23 protein-coding genes are annotated in these 17,334 nt (G+C 57.9%); 6 read left to right on the top strand and 17 right to left on the bottom strand.

Annotated elements, in window-relative coordinates; translation table 11 throughout:
* The first annotated feature begins 31 nt into the window (after nt 1-31).
* Complete coding sequence (locus GZH91_RS02740) at nt 32-778, top strand: YdcF family protein (RefSeq protein ID WP_147074390.1); 747 nt, start codon at nt 32-34, stop codon at nt 776-778.
* 30 nt (nt 779-808) lie between these two features.
* Nucleotides 809-1,225 (top strand): OsmC family protein, encoded by a 417-nt coding sequence (locus tag GZH91_RS02735; RefSeq protein WP_147074388.1) that lies wholly within the window; start codon nt 809-811, stop codon nt 1,223-1,225.
* A 25-nt stretch (nt 1,226-1,250) separates the two neighbouring features.
* Here the strand turns inward: GZH91_RS02735 and GZH91_RS02730 are convergent, their stop codons facing one another.
* The 10 genes from GZH91_RS02730 to GZH91_RS02685 form a co-directional block, all read right to left on the bottom strand.
* Nucleotides 1,251-1,568, bottom strand: coding sequence for a DUF2322 family protein (locus tag GZH91_RS02730; RefSeq protein WP_147074386.1), 318 nt, complete (start codon nt 1,566-1,568; stop codon nt 1,251-1,253).
* A 29-nt stretch (nt 1,569-1,597) separates the two neighbouring features.
* Nucleotides 1,598-2,224 (bottom strand): 2-polyprenyl-3-methyl-6-methoxy-1,4-benzoquinone monooxygenase, encoded by a 627-nt coding sequence (gene coq7 / locus GZH91_RS02725; protein ID WP_198415450.1) that lies wholly within the window; start codon nt 2,222-2,224, stop codon nt 1,598-1,600.
* A 353-nt stretch (nt 2,225-2,577) separates the two neighbouring features.
* Nucleotides 2,578-2,943, bottom strand: a complete 366-nt coding sequence (locus GZH91_RS02720) for a type II toxin-antitoxin system PemK/MazF family toxin (RefSeq protein WP_147074382.1) — start codon at nt 2,941-2,943, stop codon at nt 2,578-2,580.
* Nucleotides 2,933-3,157, bottom strand: coding sequence for an AbrB/MazE/SpoVT family DNA-binding domain-containing protein (locus GZH91_RS02715; RefSeq protein WP_147074380.1), 225 nt, complete (start codon nt 3,155-3,157; stop codon nt 2,933-2,935). Before GZH91_RS02715 ends, GZH91_RS02720 begins: the two co-directional genes overlap by 11 nt.
* A gap of 285 nt (nt 3,158-3,442) precedes the next feature.
* Nucleotides 3,443-3,832 (bottom strand): type II toxin-antitoxin system VapC family toxin, encoded by a 390-nt coding sequence (locus tag GZH91_RS02710; protein ID WP_147074378.1) that lies wholly within the window; start codon nt 3,830-3,832, stop codon nt 3,443-3,445.
* The gene (locus GZH91_RS02705; protein ID WP_147074376.1) at nt 3,829-4,074 is read right to left on the bottom strand and encodes a type II toxin-antitoxin system Phd/YefM family antitoxin; all 246 of its coding nucleotides are present in this window, start codon (nt 4,072-4,074) and stop codon (nt 3,829-3,831) included. The genes GZH91_RS02710 and GZH91_RS02705 overlap by 4 nt, the downstream gene beginning before the upstream one ends.
* A 150-nt stretch (nt 4,075-4,224) precedes the next feature.
* Nucleotides 4,225-5,526, bottom strand: coding sequence for an OprD family outer membrane porin (locus tag GZH91_RS02700; RefSeq protein ID WP_147074374.1), 1,302 nt, complete (start codon nt 5,524-5,526; stop codon nt 4,225-4,227).
* A 296-nt stretch (nt 5,527-5,822) separates the two neighbouring features.
* A complete protein-coding gene (locus tag GZH91_RS02695) occupies nt 5,823-7,079 on the bottom strand; it encodes a porin (protein ID WP_147074372.1) in 1,257 nt (418 codons plus the stop codon).
* A 96-nt stretch (nt 7,080-7,175) separates the two neighbouring features.
* A complete protein-coding gene (locus tag GZH91_RS02690; protein WP_147074370.1) occupies nt 7,176-7,466 on the bottom strand; it encodes a hypothetical protein in 291 nt (96 codons plus the stop codon).
* A gap of 162 nt (nt 7,467-7,628) precedes the next feature.
* The gene (locus tag GZH91_RS02685; RefSeq protein ID WP_147074368.1) at nt 7,629-7,877 is read right to left on the bottom strand and encodes a hypothetical protein; all 249 of its coding nucleotides are present in this window, start codon (nt 7,875-7,877) and stop codon (nt 7,629-7,631) included.
* A gap of 44 nt (nt 7,878-7,921) precedes the next feature.
* Here GZH91_RS02685 and mltA point away from each other — a divergent pair, with 44 nt between their 5' ends.
* Entirely contained in the window at nt 7,922-9,208 is a 1,287-nt protein-coding gene (gene mltA, locus GZH91_RS02680) for a murein transglycosylase A (RefSeq protein WP_147074366.1), read from the top strand.
* 88 nt (nt 9,209-9,296) lie between these two features.
* Here mltA and GZH91_RS02675 read toward each other — a convergent pair whose 3' ends face one another.
* A complete protein-coding gene (locus GZH91_RS02675) occupies nt 9,297-9,989 on the bottom strand; it encodes an energy transducer TonB (RefSeq protein WP_147074364.1) in 693 nt (230 codons plus the stop codon).
* Nucleotides 9,990-9,998: 9 nt separating this feature from the next.
* Nucleotides 9,999-10,382 (bottom strand): Co2+/Mg2+ efflux protein ApaG, encoded by a 384-nt coding sequence (apaG, locus tag GZH91_RS02670; protein ID WP_147074362.1) that lies wholly within the window; start codon nt 10,380-10,382, stop codon nt 9,999-10,001.
* A 93-nt stretch (nt 10,383-10,475) separates the two neighbouring features.
* Between apaG and rpe the strand changes: the two genes are divergently transcribed.
* From rpe to trpE, 3 genes are all read left to right on the top strand, one after another.
* Nucleotides 10,476-11,162 (top strand): ribulose-phosphate 3-epimerase, encoded by a 687-nt coding sequence (rpe, locus tag GZH91_RS02665; RefSeq protein WP_147074360.1) that lies wholly within the window; start codon nt 10,476-10,478, stop codon nt 11,160-11,162.
* A gap of 100 nt (nt 11,163-11,262) precedes the next feature.
* Nucleotides 11,263-11,943, top strand: coding sequence for a phosphoglycolate phosphatase (locus GZH91_RS02660; protein ID WP_147074358.1), 681 nt, complete (start codon nt 11,263-11,265; stop codon nt 11,941-11,943).
* 140 nt (nt 11,944-12,083) lie between these two features.
* The gene (trpE, locus tag GZH91_RS02655) at nt 12,084-13,559 is read left to right on the top strand and encodes an anthranilate synthase component I (protein WP_147074356.1); all 1,476 of its coding nucleotides are present in this window, start codon (nt 12,084-12,086) and stop codon (nt 13,557-13,559) included.
* A 659-nt stretch (nt 13,560-14,218) separates the two neighbouring features.
* On the opposite strand, the gene GZH91_RS02650 is transcribed toward trpE, so the two are convergent.
* The 5 genes from GZH91_RS02650 to GZH91_RS02630 form a co-directional block, all read right to left on the bottom strand.
* Nucleotides 14,219-14,836: a class I SAM-dependent methyltransferase gene (locus GZH91_RS02650; RefSeq protein ID WP_147074354.1), complete on the bottom strand. Its 618-nt coding sequence runs from the start codon at nt 14,834-14,836 to the stop codon at nt 14,219-14,221.
* Between the two features lie 18 nt (nt 14,837-14,854).
* Nucleotides 14,855-15,085: an SHOCT domain-containing protein gene (locus tag GZH91_RS02645; protein WP_198415379.1), complete on the bottom strand. Its 231-nt coding sequence runs from the start codon at nt 15,083-15,085 to the stop codon at nt 14,855-14,857.
* A complete protein-coding gene (locus GZH91_RS02640; protein WP_147074352.1) occupies nt 15,085-15,459 on the bottom strand; it encodes an ArsR/SmtB family transcription factor in 375 nt (124 codons plus the stop codon). The genes GZH91_RS02645 and GZH91_RS02640 overlap by 1 nt, the downstream gene beginning before the upstream one ends.
* A gap of 398 nt (nt 15,460-15,857) precedes the next feature.
* Nucleotides 15,858-16,544: a haloacid dehalogenase type II gene (locus GZH91_RS02635; protein WP_147074350.1), complete on the bottom strand. Its 687-nt coding sequence runs from the start codon at nt 16,542-16,544 to the stop codon at nt 15,858-15,860.
* A gap of 21 nt (nt 16,545-16,565) precedes the next feature.
* Nucleotides 16,566-16,847: a hypothetical protein gene (locus GZH91_RS02630; protein ID WP_232522208.1), complete on the bottom strand. Its 282-nt coding sequence runs from the start codon at nt 16,845-16,847 to the stop codon at nt 16,566-16,568.
* Nucleotides 16,848-17,334 lie beyond the last annotated feature (487 nt).

The raw sequence follows: 17,334 nt of genomic DNA, 5'->3' as shown, positions 1-17,334 counted from the left end.
CTTTTACATTCTTCTCTTCGCGCCAAACTCCATGACCTGGCTAGCCACCAACCTGATTAGCGCCGTGCTGCTGCCTCCCCTGGATCTTGTTTTGCCGGGTCTGGCAGGGTTAATGCTGCTGCGCCGCCGACCGACGCTGGCACGCGTGCTGCTAGTCGTATCACTGGCATTGCTGACGGCCTTGTCCATGCCCGTGGTAGCGGATCGCCTGCTGGCGCAACTGGAAACCTACCCCGCGCTGGATCCGGCACGTCTGCCGCAGGCAGATGCCATCGTCATTCTCGGCGCGGGCACCTACTTCGACACGCCAGAATATGGCGGCGACACCATCGACTCCCTGGCGCTGGAGCGGCTGCGCTACGGCGCACGTCTGGCGCGAATGACCGGCTTGCCCATCCTGGTAACAGGGGGCAAACCGGCTGGCGGCAAGTCCCAGGCCAGGCTTATGCAGGCTGCGCTGGAACAGGACTTCCGCGTACCGGTACGCTGGGCGGAAGCGCATTCCGCCACTACCTGGGATAATGCCCGCAACAGCTACACCCTGCTTGCGCCCACCAGGATAAGACGCATATTCCTGGTAACCCATGCCTGGCATTTACCGCGCGCGGTTTACGCGTTTGAAAAAGCGGGGTTTCGTGTCATCCCTGCCGGCACCGGCTTTACGTTTGCAAAAACAACCCGCGTAATGGATTTTATTCCCCAGCCACGCGGCCTGCAGGCCAGTTATTATGCGATGCACGAAGCCATCGGGCTTATCTGGTACCGGTTAAAAGGCTAAAATCACCACTCGCCAGCACAGGAGTTACACATGCAAGCACGCATCAAATGGGTAGAAAATGTCGCCTTTCTGGGAGAGACCGGCAGCGGGCACGCCGTATTAATGGACGGCGCAGCGGAGGGCGGCGGGCGCAACCTGGGACCGCGTCCGATGGAATTGGTGCTCATCGGCACCGGCGGCTGCGCCGCCTATGACGTGGTGCATATCCTGAAAAAATCGCGTGCCGGGATCAGCGATTGCGTGGCAGAAATTCAGGCAGAGCGGGCTGACACAGACCCCAAGGTATTCACCAAGATCCACTTTCATTTCATCGTTACCGGCAAAAATCTCAAACCGGAACTGGTCGAACGCGCCATCAACCTGTCGGCGGAGAAATATTGCTCGGCCTCGATCATGCTCGGCAAAACTGCCACGATCACCCACGATTTCGAGATACGGGAAACATAGCCGGACGAGGCCTGGCTGGCTGCAATTACGCCGGGTAACAGCGCACCGAGTAATAGGTGTTGTGCTCAATCGATTGCAGCAGGCGGTCAATATTCGGATGCCTGCCGGGATGCGCGCGCGCGTCCTCGGCGTGCTCGGCAAATAGCACCAGTGCCTCCTGCGCGGCTTTGGGGCCGACCCCGCCCCATTTGAGCGCGACGTGGTAATACACGCGGAACGAACCGCTGCTGCCGGGCTTGTTTTCAATCACCGCCGTCACTTCGCCGTCTTCGCCAAACAGTTTCATCAACCCGAAGGCATCCACGTTTTCCAGCTTTTCCAGGTTTTCCGCAAAATTCGTCATCACTTAACCCTCAGGCGCAAAGGCGTGGATTATACCCAGTAAGCGGTTTTCGTCATTACTTTCGAGGCCAGTTGCATTGCCGCCTTGACCGGCGCAGGCAATTCACGCGCACCATGCGCTATCGCAGTCTCGGCATGGCGCGCCTCGTCTTCCTGCATTTGCGCGACCACCGCGCGGCTCTTGGTATCTGCCTCTGGCAGCGTATCCAGATGGCCGCCCAGATGCGCTTCGACCTGGCGCTCGGTTTCGGACAGAAAGCCGAGACTCCACTTGTCGCCCAACGCCCCCGCTGCCATGCCCAGTGCGAGCGAGCTGGCGTACCACACCGGGTTCAACAGACTCTTGCGCCCGCCCAGCGCGTGAATGCGCGATTCGCACCAGGCCAGGTGTTCGGTTTCCTCGCGCGCAGCGTGTTCGAGCGCCATCCTGGCTGCCGGGTCACGCGCGCCCAGCGCCTGCCCCTGATATAGGGCCTGCGCGCACACTTCCCCGACGTGGTTCACGCGCATCAGACCTGCCGCGTGTTTTTTGTCCGCCGCCGCCAGTTCCGGCTCACTCAAAGCGCCGCCAGGTAACGGGCGCGCACTCTGCGCCGGTGCCAGCAGGGTACGCAGACCCTTGTCGAATTCAATAATCAGTTTGTCCAGCGTCATGATCGAAACACTCTCAGGAAATCAGTAAATCTCAATTAAACCCATGTGGTCATTCATCAATCCCGCATCAATCCCGGCTCGCGCACCCAGCAACGCGTCCGCGACCTGCTGATTTGTACAGTTGCCCATCGACACGCATTTGTAGCTGGCTGGTAATGACGATAGCGCGTTGAAATCGTGCGCTGTACATACTCGGCATTGTAATCACAAATTATGGCAGCCCATAACAAAGGGCCACCGAAGTGACCCGTTTCAAATCTGCTTCGCAGCATGGACAGATGCCGACAAGCGCTTAGAAGTCGTAGATCATACCCAGCGAGCGGCCGCCTGGAGTGTTGTCTGACGCGACGCCAGGGTTATCGCCGCGACCTCGCCGACGTGGTTGTTCGCCCGCATAATTTTTCCAGCGCCCGGGTCACGGCCGCTTCATCAGACCCGGTCAGGCGACCTATTTTACCCAGCACCAGGCGGTGATCCAGGGTAAACAATTTCATCCGCACCACGGACGGCGCGGGCAGAGCCGCCGCCGCCAAATCCGTGACAGGCACATCCAAGGGCCATGCGGCATGCTTCGCGCTGGTAATCATCGCCATCACACTATGCCCGGCTCGTGCATTGAATCCAGCGTTGCCGGACACGACCAGCGCCGGGCGCCTTTTGGTTTGATCCCTGTCGGTGAAAGGGAAAGGCACCTTCACCACATCGAAGCGTTCATAGCTCACGGTAAGCTTCGGTGTCACTGGCCGAATCCCACTCCCCCAGGGTTGCGGCCAAAGCCTGTGCATACTGGAGATCGAGCGGCGTCGCGCGGCGCAACCTGACCTCGTCGTTGACCACCTCGAACGCCAGCGTATCGCCGCTGTGTATGCCCAGTTTTTTGCGCACCTCCGCCGGAATGGTCGCCTGGTACTTGCTTGTCACCTTGCTCGTCAGCATGTAAAACTCCGTAATACGTAATGGGGTATTACGCCAATATAGGCAGCCCGTGCCGCCGCGTCAAGCCCGACATGTACCGGTTCGGACGTGCTGCGCGGTTCGTTCAACTGGATGGCCGTACCTCGAAACTCGCCCGAGACGCTGCTTGCGCGGGCTCGTTTGGCCGTACCTCGAAACTCGCCCGAGACGCTGCTTGCGCGGGCTCGTTTTCCGTATCTAGTACGGAATGACGGAGGGAATTATAAGTTTTGTTGATTGCAAAGGCCTCATCAGGATGAATCCTTGTCATGACCACAACACCTCAACAGAATATTGACGGATGGTCTCATCCGCCGTCACCAGGGTCAGCCCCTCGCAACGAGCCTGAGAAATCAGCATGCGGTCAAAGGGGTCGCCATGTAAACGGGGGAGCGTACCCAAGTCCCAGACATGCGCCAGCTGGATGGGCAGGATGGAGAACGTTTTTTCGGGCAAATATTCCGCAACCATGCGCTGCAATGGCGTTCGTGTTTCCAGCTTGCCCAGCATGGTCTTGATCTGCATCTCCCACACACTGGCAACGCTGAGATACACCTCGTTATCCGCAGACTCACACGACTCGCGCACCGTCGCGGGAAACCCCGGCGCGCCCTCGTCCAGCCACAAGAAAACATGGGTATCCAGCAGCAGCTTCATAGCGGGCCATTACCCAGCCAGAACGCATCTGCCAGCGGCGCATCGAAATCATCGCTGATGTAGAGCACATTGCCCTTGTGCAGACCGAATGTGCGCTGTTTCGGCTTGGCCTCGATGGGCACCAGGCGCGCCACCGGCTTGTTCGCCTTGGCGATAATCACCTCATCCCCGGCCTGCACGGCGGCCAACAATGCGGAGAGTTGGGTTTTCGCTTCGTGAATGTTGACGGTTTTGGTGGCCATGTCGCGCCTCGTGTTAGCCAATAATATGGCTAAGCATTCTATGAGACGCTGTGCAGCGCGTCAACCAATAAAAAACGAGCGCCGGAGCGCCCGTTTTAACCCAGCAGGTTTCCAAGTCAGCTTGCGCCGAAGGATTAAATCAGCGCTTCTCTAAAAAGAGTACTGCACCATAACCCGATTATATACAAAAGACTTATTACCAGGATTGAGACCGCTCCCTCCATTCGAAACCTCGACCCGGTCTCGGACTGACAATCCTTTTAGCCTGCCTTTGGGGAGATAGGTCAAATCTAAATAGGTGTCTTGGCTATTACCGAAGTAAGTGGTGCGATATCTTGCGTAGGCAGCGGCAAGCAGAACTTTTTTATCCAGAAAGCTTGTAGCATAGCCAATTTTTATTGCATTCCCCGGTCCCTGCTCGACCAAACCCCGGATCATCGAAGTGGTATAAAGCGGATCAGTTGCATAGCCTACCGTATAGGGGGAAACCAGCGCCCCCCCGCCTACCGCACCGGAATGGGAAACGATTTCGTTGTAGGCCACCGTGAATTGCCCATATGGGGAATTCATGCCTACCTTCACACCACTCGCAGTTGCTTTGACTCCGCTTCCTACTTGAGTATTTACCTTAGTCCCATTAAGAAGGCTGGCGTTATTTTCTTCGTGTATTAACTGGGCGCCTATGAATGGATCAAAACCGGTACCCGTCTTGTAGGTATATGTCGCGTCGCCATAAGCCATCCTTGCAAACCGGTAAAAATCGTAATACCAGGCCTGAGAAGTTATCGCAGGTGTCGTATAAGCGGCTCCAACAGCGGCAACGCCTGAACTCTGCTGCGCTCCGGCTCCAAGTGCCGACGCTGCACCATACATAGAGTCGCCTGCATAACTCACTGGGTAATACAGGTTATCTTTATAATATTCATTAGAAGTCCGGCTTTTCCACTTATTTATCCGCAGACCATATAATCTCAGGTTTTCGAGTGGCGCCATTTCCGCATAAACTCCCCGATATGTCGCAGGAAGAAGTCTGGAATCGGAACTGCCCAGCCAGGGCGTATTAATCACCTGATCTCCGGCGCGGATCAGAAAATTTGAATTTTTGTATTGCAGAAATGCCTGTCCCAGCGCATTCAGGCTGGAACCATTTCCCATCAAAGTGACGTCAGTATGCCCCGGTTTATCGTTGTTGAGCCCCAATGAGTTCGCTGTAAAAAAGCTGATGCCCGCCCCAAATCCCCCCAAGAACGGCTTTGTTTCAACATTCAAGATGCCCCCCGCGGAAAAAGCATTGGCATCCGGGACTCCAGGCGCGTTATTAAGCCGGCTAAAGTAATAGGACCTTGCCTGCCCATTAATCTTTAAAAAGTCTATTGATTCAGCACTGGCCAGGGACGACCCCAAGCTGATCGCACCTATTGCTATTTGAACCAGGCGAAAGGCCAACTTCATTTATCCACTCCTAATCTACAAAAAAATATTGATGGAAACAACCCAAAAAATTCCAGCACCTTCAATCCTTCAACGATCAATATTTATACAGCATTAGTATTACAAAATTATTATGGACTAATTTAAAATGGAAATTATCCAACCTCAATTTTCGCTTCCCTGACCAGGTAACGATAAAAACGCAAAAACGGGGGTATGCAGCTGCGCGCGTGCGCTTTTTTTCTTTCAAAAAAAAACGGGCGCCCGAAGGCGCCCGTTTAGACGAACCAGTGACCGCTAGGTCAGCTTGCGCTGCATTAGAAGCTGGTTATCATGCCGACGGAAACAGCGCGCGGGTCCGAACCATAAGAGCCCGGGGCCACGGCCTGAATGCCGGTACCCGCACCACCCAAGGAGTAGGAACCATTACTGTCGTTCCTGACCTGGCTGTATAGTGCGTAAACCGAGGTGCGTTTGGACATGGCGTGATTCACACCCAAGCTCCACTGGTTGGCACCGTCGCTGCCACTCATATCAGCACCAGTTGAACTCTTCTGGTTGCTCTTGCCCGCCTTGGTATAGGCAAGCTTGAAGGTGTTGCTGCCCATTTGGTAAGAAATCGGCACATACCAGGCATCGCGGTTAAGGCTAACTGCGCTGGTTGAGCCAACTGGAACCGTGCCGTCGCCCTTGATGCGCTCATAGGCCAGGCCGACTTTCAAGCCGCTGAAGTTGAAGCCGACACCGGTGCGCCAGTTTTTAAAGTCAAAATCCGTGCTTGTGGTGGTATACCTGTTATCTTCATATGCCAAGGTGGCAAAGAGCGGGCCATTCGCATAGGTACCGCCCACCGAATAGTAATGCCCAGTGGCGCCAGAACCCGTGCCGGTATAATTGCCGCTTTCATTCTGAGCGGCACCCATGGCCTTGATGGTAAAACCGCTCAGGTTGGGGCTGGTGTACAGCACCGAGTTTTGCGCGCGAATGTTCGCAATGTTGGCGCCATTCAGCGATATACTGCTGGCGACGTTGGCACCGTTGATCGTGCCCCACAGGCTGCGGTAATCCGCCAGCGTATGCTGGCCAAACGCGTCCATAGGCCCAGTAGAGGTTTTGACTGGCGAATCCTGCACACCGAAGGTCACACTGCCCAGGTCCTTGCTGGACAGGCCCGCAAACGTGTTACGCCGCGACTGGCTGCCGAAAAAAGTAGGGTATAAACCGTTACCGCCCACAGCAACAGGGCCATTGTCGTTGGTGTTTTGTCCATCCAACGCAATCGCGTTTTCAAACTGCCATACAGCGCTCAGGCCATTGCCGAGATCTTCGGAGCCTTTGAAACCGATGAAGCTGTTATTGCTGGAAATGCGTCCGCGTCTCTGCGCGCTACTGGTGCTAGCGGCATTAATGGGACCTGTGCGCGTACCCGTCACCACTGGGTTGTAACTACCGCCATCCACGCTGTCCGCAGACACGGCCATATCGCCGTAAATCACCACGTTGCCGTTATCCGCCATGGCCACCGGGGCCGCAAAGGCGCCAGCAATGGCCAGCGCGATCAGTTTCTTGTTCATGCGAATCTCCTTAGTTTGAAGTGTGTATCCCACCGAGTTTCACTCATAGTGCAAACCCCTCTTGCGAGAAGCTGAGAGCATTATGCCCAAGGCTTTTTATGCGCTGCAATCTTTACAACGAATTTGCGTAACTTTTGTGCGGTTATGTTGTTTTTTTGCAACACCCGGTTTTTGGACAAGGTTCAGAGCAGCGTCCGGTTGCGCACGATGGCCTGCCTGGGTACCGGGTCGTCCAGTGTATCCAGATGGATGACGTCCAGCCTGTAGGTAAATGGGCGTCTGTTCCAGCGCCTCGATCAGATCGCGCCAGCGCGCGGGGGCCAGAACAGGGGCTTCAATGGCGAGATCAATGTCGGATGCGCGTCGCACCCGGCCGGCGGCTTCCATGCCAAGGCAACCAGGCCGCTATTTGCGCATCGTCCACCACACAATGCCCAGCAGCAATGCGAGCGCTACGCCCGCTTCGAATACCAGCCAGGCGAGGCTGATCATTCCGGTCTCATCCATGTTTGCGGCCTTTCTGGTTAACTGCCGTTCCAGCAACGGCGTTCATTTCACCGGGGTAGGAAAATTGCGGATGAGGTCGAGACGGATCCTGACGGCTTCACCCGTTTCACTGCGCGCCACCAGCCATTCTGCGCCGTTTTCTTCGGCCACAGCCAGTGGCCATACCCGCGCCATGTACGATTGCTGGCTGCCGGGGTCATGCCAGTGCAGGTCCATCGACTCGTTGCACAGCGTGGCGATGGTGATACGCTCAATATAAAAACGTGGGACAGGCTGGTAGGGCGGGTGCATGGCTTTGTTATACTCGGTGCTGTTTGCTTATCTGTGATTTTCGCATGAGACAACTCGTTCGCACAGCTCTGATATTAGCCGCCCTGGTTAGCGGCGGCTGCGCCACCCAGCCCAGAGTACCCGTCACGCCGCCTGCACCCAGGCCGGTGCCACAGACCGCAGCGCAGCCAAAACCGGCACCGTCGGTGGTGTGCCCTCCGCCCGCGCCGGAAACACCGCCAGCGGCACCCGTCGTGATGCCCAACCTGAGCCCGGCCGATTGGTCCAGCCTGCCCGGTTGGCAGGACGATAATCTGCTGTGGGCGTGGCCGGCGTGGCTGCAATCGTGCACGGTGCTGAAAACCAGACCGGAATGGCAGGCAGTGTGCGCCGCATCCGAGGCGTTAAAACCCGTCGATGCAGAAACGGTGCGGGCGTTTTTCGAGAGCCGGTTCGCGTTGTATCAATCGCGCCAGCCCGACGGCAGCGAGGACGGGCTGATTACCGGCTACTATGAGCCGCTACTGCATGGCAGTCTCACCCCCAGCGCGAAGTACTCGGTGCCGCTATATAGCCCCCCCGCCGATTTGCTGACCATTGACCTCGGCAGTGTTTATCCGGAATTGAAAAACATGCGTCTGCGCGGACGCGTGCAGGGCAACAAGGTGGTGCCGTACTTGGCGCGCGCCGATATTGATAACGGCACCCATCCGCTTAAGGGCAGCGAGCTGGTATGGGTGGATAATCCGGTGGAGGCGTTCTTCCTGCAAATCCAGGGATCGGGGCGCATTCAACTGCCCGACGGCAGCATGATGCGGGTGGTTTATGCCGACCAGAATGGCTATCCCTATCGCGCCATCGGCCGGGTGTTGGCCGAGCGCGGCGAACTGCCTCTGGCGCAGACTTCGATGCAGAACATCAAGGCGTGGGGTGAACGCAACCCGGACAAGCTGCCGGAACTGCTGGCGCAAAACCCGAGCTATGTGTTTTTCCGCGAGCTGCCGAATAACGGCAATGGCCCCATGGGCGCACTGGGCGTGCCGATTACCGGCGGACGCAGCATTGCCGTGGATGCCCGCGCCATCCCGCTGGGCGCACCGGTGTGGCTGGCCACCACCCTGCCCGCTTCCGACCAGCCGCTCGACCGCCTGGTGCTGGCACAGGATACCGGCGGCGCAATTCGCGGCAACGTGCGCGCGGATTTTTTCTGGGGCTTTGGGAACGAGGCAGGCAAAAAAGCCGGCATGATGAAACAAACTGGACGGATGTGGGTGCTGCTGCCCAAGGACATGCCCGTGCCTGCCGAGCTGCCCGGGCCGTCGGCTGCGAAAGCCAAAATGGTTAGCAAGTAGTCACAGAAGCCGCACTCACCACGGGGAGAACAAGAAGGCAAAAGGCAAAATTTAAAATCTCTCCCTGGGCTTGATTTTGCCTTTTGCCTTACTGATCCAGCTCGTAACGCACTTTAATCACCACCAGCGATTTCACTGCGCGACCGGCTTTTTGTGCAGGGGCGAAATGCGCTTTGCGGAATGCGTCGAGCGCGCTCTGGTCGAAAATGCCAGGCGGGCTGGCGTCACTGACTTCGACATCCTGCACGCTACCGGTCTCGTCCAGTTTCAGCTTGAGTACGACCCAGCCGCTGGTGCCGCGCGCGACAGCGTCTTGCGGGTATACCGGGTTGATGGCGGCCAGCGCGCGCGGCTGAATATCCAGCTGCGCGGCGGTGTAATAAACAGGATCGACCAGCAGCGGCACATTGACCGCAGGCAACGTGCTACTGGACGGCGGCGCAGGGTTGGCGGGCGCGGCCTGCACTGGCAGCGGCGTACCGGCCACGGGCGGCGGAGGCAAGGCTGGCTTTGGTGGTGCTTGCGGTGTTGGCTGTGGCGGCATTTCAGGTACGGCAGCCTGCGTTTCGATTTGCCGCACTGGCACGGCGGGGGGCGGTGCAGCGGGCTGCAGGCGTACCTGGATGACCGGAATACTGGCCGCCACCGGGGCAGCAACAGGATTAACGCGCAGCAGGCCGATCAGCGCCAGATGAACGGCTATCGAGATGGATAGGGCGGCCACCACGCGCTGCTTGGCCGGGCTGAGCCCAGGCTCCTGGAGATCGGCTGGGCGCGGCATGCCCGTGCATCAATGCAATACACGCGGCATGGCGAGGGTAAACACGGGAATCTCTGCGTCGAAGTGTTCGCCGTCTTCCGCCACCATCTGATAGCTGCCGTACATGGTGCCCACCGGCGTATTGATCGCCGTGCCGCTGGTGTATTCAAAGCTCTCGCCGGGCTTGAGCAAGGGCTGCTCGCCCACCACGCCCAGGCCGCGCACTTCCTGTACCTTGTTCTCGGCGTCGGTAATCACCCAGTGGCGTGAAACGAGTTGCGCCGGGATGGTGCCGGTGTTGGTAATGGTGACGGTGTAAGCAAATACATAGCGATCCTGGTGCGGATCGGATTGATCGGGGATGAATGCCGTCTCGACGCTTACTGTCACGTGATTTTTTCTGCTGTCGCCCATCTGTGCCTGTCCTTGAGTCAGTCGCGCTGTTACCTCGACGCGATTCCGGGTAAAATTGATTTCCTTATCCAAAGGCTTGTTGAAAGGGTCACCATGTCCAGGCAGTTCCGTATCGCACCGAGCATTTTATCCGCAAACTTCGCCAAGCTGGGGCAGGAAGTCACCGACGTGATCGCTTCCGGTGCGGACATCATCCACTTCGATGTGATGGATAACCACTATGTGCCCAATCTGACCATCGGTCCGCTGGTATGCGAATCGCTGCGCCCGGTGACGGACGCGATCATTGACGTGCACCTGATGGTCAAGCCGGTAGACCGCATTATCCCCGATTTCGCCAAAGCCGGGGCGAACATCATCACCTTCCACCCGGAAGCGTCCGAGCACATCGACCGTACCCTGTCGCTGATCAGGGAATGCGGATGCAAGGCGGGCCTGGTGTTCAACCCGGCCACCTCGCTGAGCTATCTGGACTACGTGATGGACAAGGTGGACATGATCCTGCTGATGTCGGTCAACCCCGGCTTTGGCGGGCAGAAATTCATCCCGGAAACACTCAACAAGACGCGTGCCGTGCGCCAGCGTATCGACGCCTCAGGCCGCGATATCTGGCTGGAAGTGGACGGCGGCGTGAAAGTCGACAACATTGCTGAAGTAGCGCGCGCGGGCGCGGACGTGTTCGTGGCAGGCTCCGCCATTTTCGGCGCGGCCAAGGACAGCGACGCGCACCGCTACGATAGCGTGGTGACGGCGCTGCGCGCGGAACTGGCGCAGGCTTGACCCCATACAGCGCGGCGCCGCAGCCGGCAAGATAATGGGCGCTGCGCGCCACTGGATGCCGGATCCAATCCGGCATGACGCAACCAGGATTAGGCATCAAATGAACTTCCCAATCAAAATCAGGGCCGTGGTGATCGACCTCGACGGCACGCTGCTCGACACCGCACCCGACCTCGCCCACGCCGCAGAACTGATGATGGCCGAACTCGGCCTGCCACCAGTGCCGCTGGCAACCATCAAGACTTACATCGGCAACGGCGTTGCGCGCCTGGTGAAACGCGTACTTACCGGCAGCATGGATGCAGAACCGGATGCCACGCTGTTCGCCCGCGCCTACCCGATTTACCAGAAGCACTACGGCGCCCATGTTTCGCTGCATTCGCGCCCTTTCCCGGGCGTCGTGGAAGGCCTGCAGGCGTTGCGCGCAATGGGCTTGCACGTGGCCTGCATTACCAACAAGGCAGAGGTGTTCACTCTTCCGCTGCTGCGCGATACCGGCCTGCTGGATTATTTCGAGCTGGTACTGTCGGGCGACACCCTGCCCAAGCGCAAGCCCGACCCGCTGCCCTTGCTGCATGCCTGCAGGCACTTTGACGTCGAGCCTGGCGAACTGCTGCTGATCGGTGATTCGCTCAACGACACCCAGGCCGCGCGTGCTGCCGGCAGCCCGGTGTTCTGCGTGCCCTACGGCTACAACCGTGGCCGCCCGGTGGCAGAACTGGATCAGGATGCGGTGGTGCCCAGCCTGCTGGAAGCCGCGCAGCTGATTACAAAAGCCTGAAAAACATGAGCCACACTGACATGGAAATACATAGAGAAAAACGCCCTTCATGGCGATGGCACTGATCCGCCAGCTTTTCCGGTAGTGCGATTGATTCGTGCCGTACCTCGCTATGGCCTCTATGACTTTGTGGTGAAATCATGACTGAACAGGAATTCAACCAGCTCGCCCGTGAGGGCTATAACCGCATCCCGCTCACGCGGGAATTGCCGGCCGATCTCGACACGCCGCTATCGGTCTATCTCAAACTCGCCGACGCACCTTATTCCTACCTGCTGGAATCGGTAGTGGGGGGGGAGCGCTTCGGGCGCTACTCATTCATCGGCCTGCCCGCCCATACCGTGCTGCGCGTATACGGCCATCTGGTCAGCGTCGAAACCGACGCGGTCAAGGTCGAGCAGGAAGAAGTCGGCGATCCGCTGGCGTTTGTCGAACAGTTCCTGGGCCGTTTCAGGGCTGCCGTTCTGCCGGGTCTGCCGCGTTTCGCGGGCGGGCTGGCGGGCTATTTCGGCTATGACACGGTGCGCTACATCGAGAAGCGCCTCAAGGCGACGCACCAGCCGGATGTGCTGCATGCCCCGGACATCCTGCTGCTGCTCACCGATGAACTGGCTGTGGTGGACAATCTCACCGGCAAGCTGACGCTCATCGTCTATGCCGACCCGATGCAGGCGGATGCTTATGCTGAAGGCTACCGCCGCCTGAATGCGCTAAGTGCACAGATCAGGGCGCCCTACAGTGCGCCCACGCCACAAAAGGTCAGTGCCGCCGCGGTTGAATCCGAGTTCGGCGAAGCGGCTTTCAAGCAGGCGGTATTACGCGCCAAGCAATATATCGTGGAAGGCGACATCATGCAGGTGGTATTGAGCCAGCGCATGTCGCGCCCGTTCGATGCCAGCCCGTTGACCCTGTACCGGGCGCTGCGCAGCCTCAACCCATCGCCTTACATGTTTTATTACGATATGGGCAGTTTTCACGTGGTGGGTGCGTCGCCGGAAATCCTGGTGCGACTGGAAGAGGATACTGTCACCGTGCGCCCCATTGCGGGTACCCGTCCACGCGGTGCCAATCGCGAACACGACACGCGGCTGGCTGCCGAACTGCTGGCCGATCCCAAGGAGTGCGCCGAGCATTTGCAGCTGTTGGATCTGGGACGCAACGACGCGGGGCGCGTGGCGGTCACCGGCAGCATCCAGGTAACTGAAAACATGCTGATCGAACGTTATTCCCACGTCATGCACATCGTCTCCAACGTGGAGGGCAAGCTCAAGCCGGGCCTGTCAGCGATGGACGTGCTGCGCGCCACCTTTCCCGCCGGCACCGTGTCCGGTGCGCCCAAGGTACGTGCGATGGAAATCATCGACGAGCTGGAGCCCAGCAAGCGCGGCGTGTATGCCGGAGCGGTGGGCTATCTCGGCTTTGGCGGCGGCATGGATCTGGCTATCGCCATCCGCACTGCGGTAGTCAAGGACGGCACGCTGTACGTGCAGGCGGGCGCAGGCATCGTTGCCGACTCAGTGCCCGAGAACGAATGGACGGAAACCCAGAACAAGGCGCGCGCGGTGATCCGCGCGGCGGAATTGGCGCAGGCAGGCCTGGACGGGGTGGAAGAATAAGCATGCTACTGCTGCCCGATAAGCAGCATGAACTTTCCGCACCATGTCATTGCGCCTCATGATCCATCATAACCAATTGTAAATACCGCTGTTTTAGACTCGCTACGCCTCACTGGCCTTACCGCCATCCCAGGAAAAAAGCGGCTATCGTTGAGCATAATGACGATACCCGTTCCTGCTGGTACCCGTTATGAATCGGTCATCGTGGCCGGGCTCAGCAGAATCCAGCCAATGCGCCCGGTTTTCTTGCCTTCTTCTGCGGCTTCGGGGTGCCTCTAAAAATTCAAAACGCCAGGCGAGACAAGGCGCGAGAGAAATTTTAGCGCGTGGCATATGTTTGATCTGCAAGCGATAAAATTTCTTGCGCAACGCCGTATCGCGTCGCGGCGCGGTCTGGATTTCTAGAGCTGCCCTTCGGACTCCGTGCCGGACACGGCGGCTGTCCGCCGGGCGCCCGGGACTTTGCGCAGGAACGGGGTTCCCTTGACCAGCGTGGCGCATGTTGCCCATCCCGCCCAGAATGTAAGCCTGGCCTGGCTTGATGAAAGGGGCAACAAAGCAGGGGCGCCTCACGAAACGGAATTATTTAAAGCGCGCAAAGATTTTTGAAACGGTCGTGGCGGCCTGAATTTTCCCTTTTCGCCCTTCTTGGGGTCGCCTTATGGTTTTTCGTGTTTTTCTGCTTTTCTGAAAATCGCCCCATAGTGATACGGTGGCAGTTCAACCAGCGCTTCCAGTTCGAAGCCGGCCGGTTCGACCACCGCCCGGGTCTGCTCCGTGGACATGCGCAGCTCCGTGCGCGGCCCGCGTGGCTGGCCCAGAACAGGCGTCTCTTCGCGTGCGCGGGGATACCAATTGACGATGGCGAAGTGACCGGCGCGTGCCAGGACGGCGGCGATCTCGCGGGCCAGTGCCGTCTTGTCCGGTACGCCGTGGAAGGTGTTGGCGATCAGGACATAGTCCGCCGGCGCGCCAATCAGATGGCTTAGCTCCATTGCATCGCCGCGCAGCCAGTCACAGTTCGCCATCCCGTCACACGCGGCTTGCGCTTGCTCCAGCATCGCCGGGTCAAGGTCGAATCCGATGACGCGCCCCCGGCCAAGCTGCCGGGCGATGGCGGCGGTGAAATAGCCGTCTCCGCAACCCAAATCGACAACGGTCATCGCGGATTCGATACGCAAGTCCCTGACGATGCCATCGGGGTCGGGCCACAAGGCGTGCCACCAGTTCTGGTCCGGCATAGCCGTGGCCGGGAATAATCGCTCTTCAAGCATCATTCGATCATTTCATTGCTGTTATCCGAGATCTTTTTTCATCTGCTGATATTCCTCGCGGCTGATTTCCCCGCGCGCGTAGCGCCGGTCGAGAAGTTCACGCGCGCTTTCTCCTCTCTTGCGCGGTCCATGGCCGCCGCACACGGGCCAACCGCTCCCTCGGAAAAGGAAGAGCAATATCACGATGAGAAAGATCAGCGGGAATATCCACATCCACGGAAACCCGCCCCACGCTCCATAATTCCACATCATTACCTTACCCTCCTGGTTTTCGCCGCCGCCGAATTGTGCCTAATTGGACGGCTATGCTGATTGACCTCGCTTGTGACCGTGGCCGGGTGTGCATCCAGCCAATGTTTCAAGCCGTGCAGGATGCGCAACAGCCCGGTGTCGGCGAGGCAGTAATAGATAAAAGACCCGCGCCGCTCGGCACGGACGAATCCCGCCTCACGCAACACGCGCAGGTGGAATGACACGTTGGTTTGCCCCAGGCCCGTTGCATTGATGATATCTGTCACCGGACGGCATTCCGGCCCTAAACCACACAAGATGCGTAGGCGGTTCGGTTCTCCGAGCAGTTTGAGTGCCGGAATGATCTGCTGTTGGTCGTGTTCAGGGAATTTCATGATTTCATATGAACATACGCTCATATAAATACAAGCTCATATTGTAGCCGTAACCGGAGCCGTGTCAAACGGATCAGCGTGTTCAGGAACTGCTGACTTCGCACCGCCGATGGGGAGGTCTGCGACTGCCGGGTTCTGCACTCGGACGGGGCCGCGCATCACGGCTTTCCCGAACCGTTGCGACGTATCCGCTTCAAGGATGCCGGCATGACACCCAGATTTACAGCCATTATGCCGTCCTGTTTTTATCCATGCGCCGATGCCCATCTGCTGCTGGACTTACTGGCAAGAACCCGCAGACCACGGTTGTGGTCATCGACAGAGTTGACGGCGCCAACCGGGGCACTGCGGGCGAGAGCGCGACGCAACGTTGCAAGCCCGGGAAGTGACCACGACTTTCAGTCCAGGCCCAGCAAGCCGGGCAGTTCATCCAGGGTTTTAATCTGAAAGTCGGGCTTTCCCGGCAACCGCTCGGGCTGCTGTCCATAGCGGTTGCACCACACGACGCGCATGCCGAACGCTGATGCTGCATGGGCATCCCAGGCATTGGAGGATTGAAAACAAATCTCCTGCGGGTCAATGCCCAGATGATCAACGGCCATTTGATACACGCGGGGATGCGGTTTGTACACCCGCACCGCGTCCACAGACAGGATTGCATCCAGAAGGTGTTCGACCCCTGCACTGCGCACCGCAGATTGCAGCATGGCAGTCGACCCGTTGGACAAAATCGCAGTGACAAACCCGGCTTCCTTGAGCCGCCGCAGCGTGTTGGCCACCTCTGGAAACGCTTTGAGTGCGCGGTACATATCCATCAGCTTCGCATGCATGGACGCATCCTGAATGCCCAGCGTTTGCATCGCAAACTCCAGCGCCTCGCTGGTGACCTGCCAGAAGTCAACATAGCGGTCTTGCAGAGAGCGCAACCATGTGTACTGTAACTGCTTGTCCCGCCACAACGCCGCCAATGGGATGGCTTTGTCTGCCAGCTCATTCCGCAATGCGGCCGCGGCAGAACTCACATCCAGCAAAGTGCCATAAGCATCAAAGACCAGGGTACGCACACCGGGCAAGCAGTTTTTCATAGAGTATCCTCAGGTTGATCTTTATTCTAACCCTGTCATTCCAGACCATGTTTGTACTATACGCCAGATGTCAATCACGATGGCGCCTTGCGGATTGGGCTTCACGCCGACACGCGGCAATCCAGCAGTCCCTGGAAGCGGCGCTGCGGACATGGAATGCGGCCGGCTAAAAACGTTGAACGGCTTGAGTCGTTCAGGGTCTTGTGCCGGGTCGTGATGGGCAAACGGGAGATATGCTGCTGCGTTCTTCGTATTTTTCTTCATTTTTCTTGTCTGCACCAGGCGGGCAAGAGATAATGTCAAGTTCTCTGGTGCCGTCCGCACCGGCAAACTTCCAGCGCGAAAAATAGCGGGTAACAATCGGCGGCATTCAAGGTAAATACCTTGTAAATCAATAAGTTGGTGTTAATATGCTGCTGATGATCGATAAGCAGCATTACGATTTCACTACATTCCTTTGCGTCTCAGAATTCCTATAAATATACTGTAAAAACAACGATGTTTGTCTAACGTCGTTCCACTGACTTTCTTCACATCCCAGAAAAAAGCGGGTATCAAAGCGGGTATCGTTTGAGTATAATTACGATACCCGCTGGTTGTAATTACGATGCATGCCACCACCAGCCGCGCGCAGCCAGAGCCGTTGCGGTTGATGTTGACTCCCGAATTCAACCGGTATTCTTGCTGTGCGATTTACCGTTTCGTGGAGACTGCATTCGTCCGGAACCTAGTGATCAAGCAATAGGCCATCACAAGAAGTTCAATGGGATTGGACACCAGATCGCGGCGC

This window comes from Sulfuriferula plumbiphila, assembly GCF_009938015.1.
Lineage (GTDB): Bacteria > Pseudomonadota > Gammaproteobacteria > Burkholderiales > Sulfuriferulaceae > Sulfuriferula > Sulfuriferula plumbiphila.
Note: the sequence above shows the minus strand (reverse complement) of the source record. Positions and strands in the feature narration are given on the sequence as shown.

Excerpts from the sequence above, each read along its gene's own strand:
- trpE (WP_147074356.1), top strand. The coding sequence starts at position 12,084 with ATGACTGAACAGGAATTCAACCAGCTCGCCCGTGAGGGCTATAACCGC.
- mltA (WP_147074366.1), top strand. The coding sequence starts at position 7,922 with ATGAGACAACTCGTTCGCACAGCTCTGATATTAGCCGCCCTGGTTAGC.
- GZH91_RS02660 (WP_147074358.1), top strand. The coding sequence starts at position 11,263 with ATGAACTTCCCAATCAAAATCAGGGCCGTGGTGATCGACCTCGACGGC.
- GZH91_RS02645 (WP_198415379.1), bottom strand. The coding sequence starts at position 15,085 with ATGATGTGGAATTATGGAGCGTGGGGCGGGTTTCCGTGGATGTGGATA.
- GZH91_RS02700 (WP_147074374.1), bottom strand. The coding sequence starts at position 5,526 with ATGAAGTTGGCCTTTCGCCTGGTTCAAATAGCAATAGGTGCGATCAGC.
- GZH91_RS02675 (WP_147074364.1), bottom strand. The coding sequence starts at position 9,989 with ATGCCGCGCCCAGCCGATCTCCAGGAGCCTGGGCTCAGCCCGGCCAAG.
- GZH91_RS02685 (WP_147074368.1), bottom strand. The coding sequence starts at position 7,877 with ATGCACCCGCCCTACCAGCCTGTCCCACGTTTTTATATTGAGCGTATC.
- GZH91_RS02730 (WP_147074386.1), bottom strand. The coding sequence starts at position 1,568 with ATGACGAATTTTGCGGAAAACCTGGAAAAGCTGGAAAACGTGGATGCC.
- GZH91_RS02640 (WP_147074352.1), bottom strand. The coding sequence starts at position 15,459 with ATGAAATTCCCTGAACACGACCAACAGCAGATCATTCCGGCACTCAAA.
- GZH91_RS02695 (WP_147074372.1), bottom strand. The coding sequence starts at position 7,079 with ATGAACAAGAAACTGATCGCGCTGGCCATTGCTGGCGCCTTTGCGGCC.
- rpe (WP_147074360.1), top strand. The coding sequence starts at position 10,476 with ATGTCCAGGCAGTTCCGTATCGCACCGAGCATTTTATCCGCAAACTTC.
- GZH91_RS02635 (WP_147074350.1), bottom strand. The coding sequence starts at position 16,544 with ATGAAAAACTGCTTGCCCGGTGTGCGTACCCTGGTCTTTGATGCTTAT.
- GZH91_RS02690 (WP_147074370.1), bottom strand. The coding sequence starts at position 7,466 with ATGGAAGCCGCCGGCCGGGTGCGACGCGCATCCGACATTGATCTCGCC.
- GZH91_RS02705 (WP_147074376.1), bottom strand. The coding sequence starts at position 4,074 with ATGGCCACCAAAACCGTCAACATTCACGAAGCGAAAACCCAACTCTCC.
- GZH91_RS02650 (WP_147074354.1), bottom strand. The coding sequence starts at position 14,836 with ATGATGCTTGAAGAGCGATTATTCCCGGCCACGGCTATGCCGGACCAG.
- GZH91_RS02715 (WP_147074380.1), bottom strand. The coding sequence starts at position 3,157 with ATGCTGACGAGCAAGGTGACAAGCAAGTACCAGGCGACCATTCCGGCG.
- GZH91_RS02735 (WP_147074388.1), top strand. The coding sequence starts at position 809 with ATGCAAGCACGCATCAAATGGGTAGAAAATGTCGCCTTTCTGGGAGAG.
- GZH91_RS02740 (WP_147074390.1), top strand. The coding sequence starts at position 32 with ATGACCTGGCTAGCCACCAACCTGATTAGCGCCGTGCTGCTGCCTCCC.
- apaG (WP_147074362.1), bottom strand. The coding sequence starts at position 10,382 with ATGGGCGACAGCAGAAAAAATCACGTGACAGTAAGCGTCGAGACGGCA.
- GZH91_RS02710 (WP_147074378.1), bottom strand. The coding sequence starts at position 3,832 with ATGAAGCTGCTGCTGGATACCCATGTTTTCTTGTGGCTGGACGAGGGC.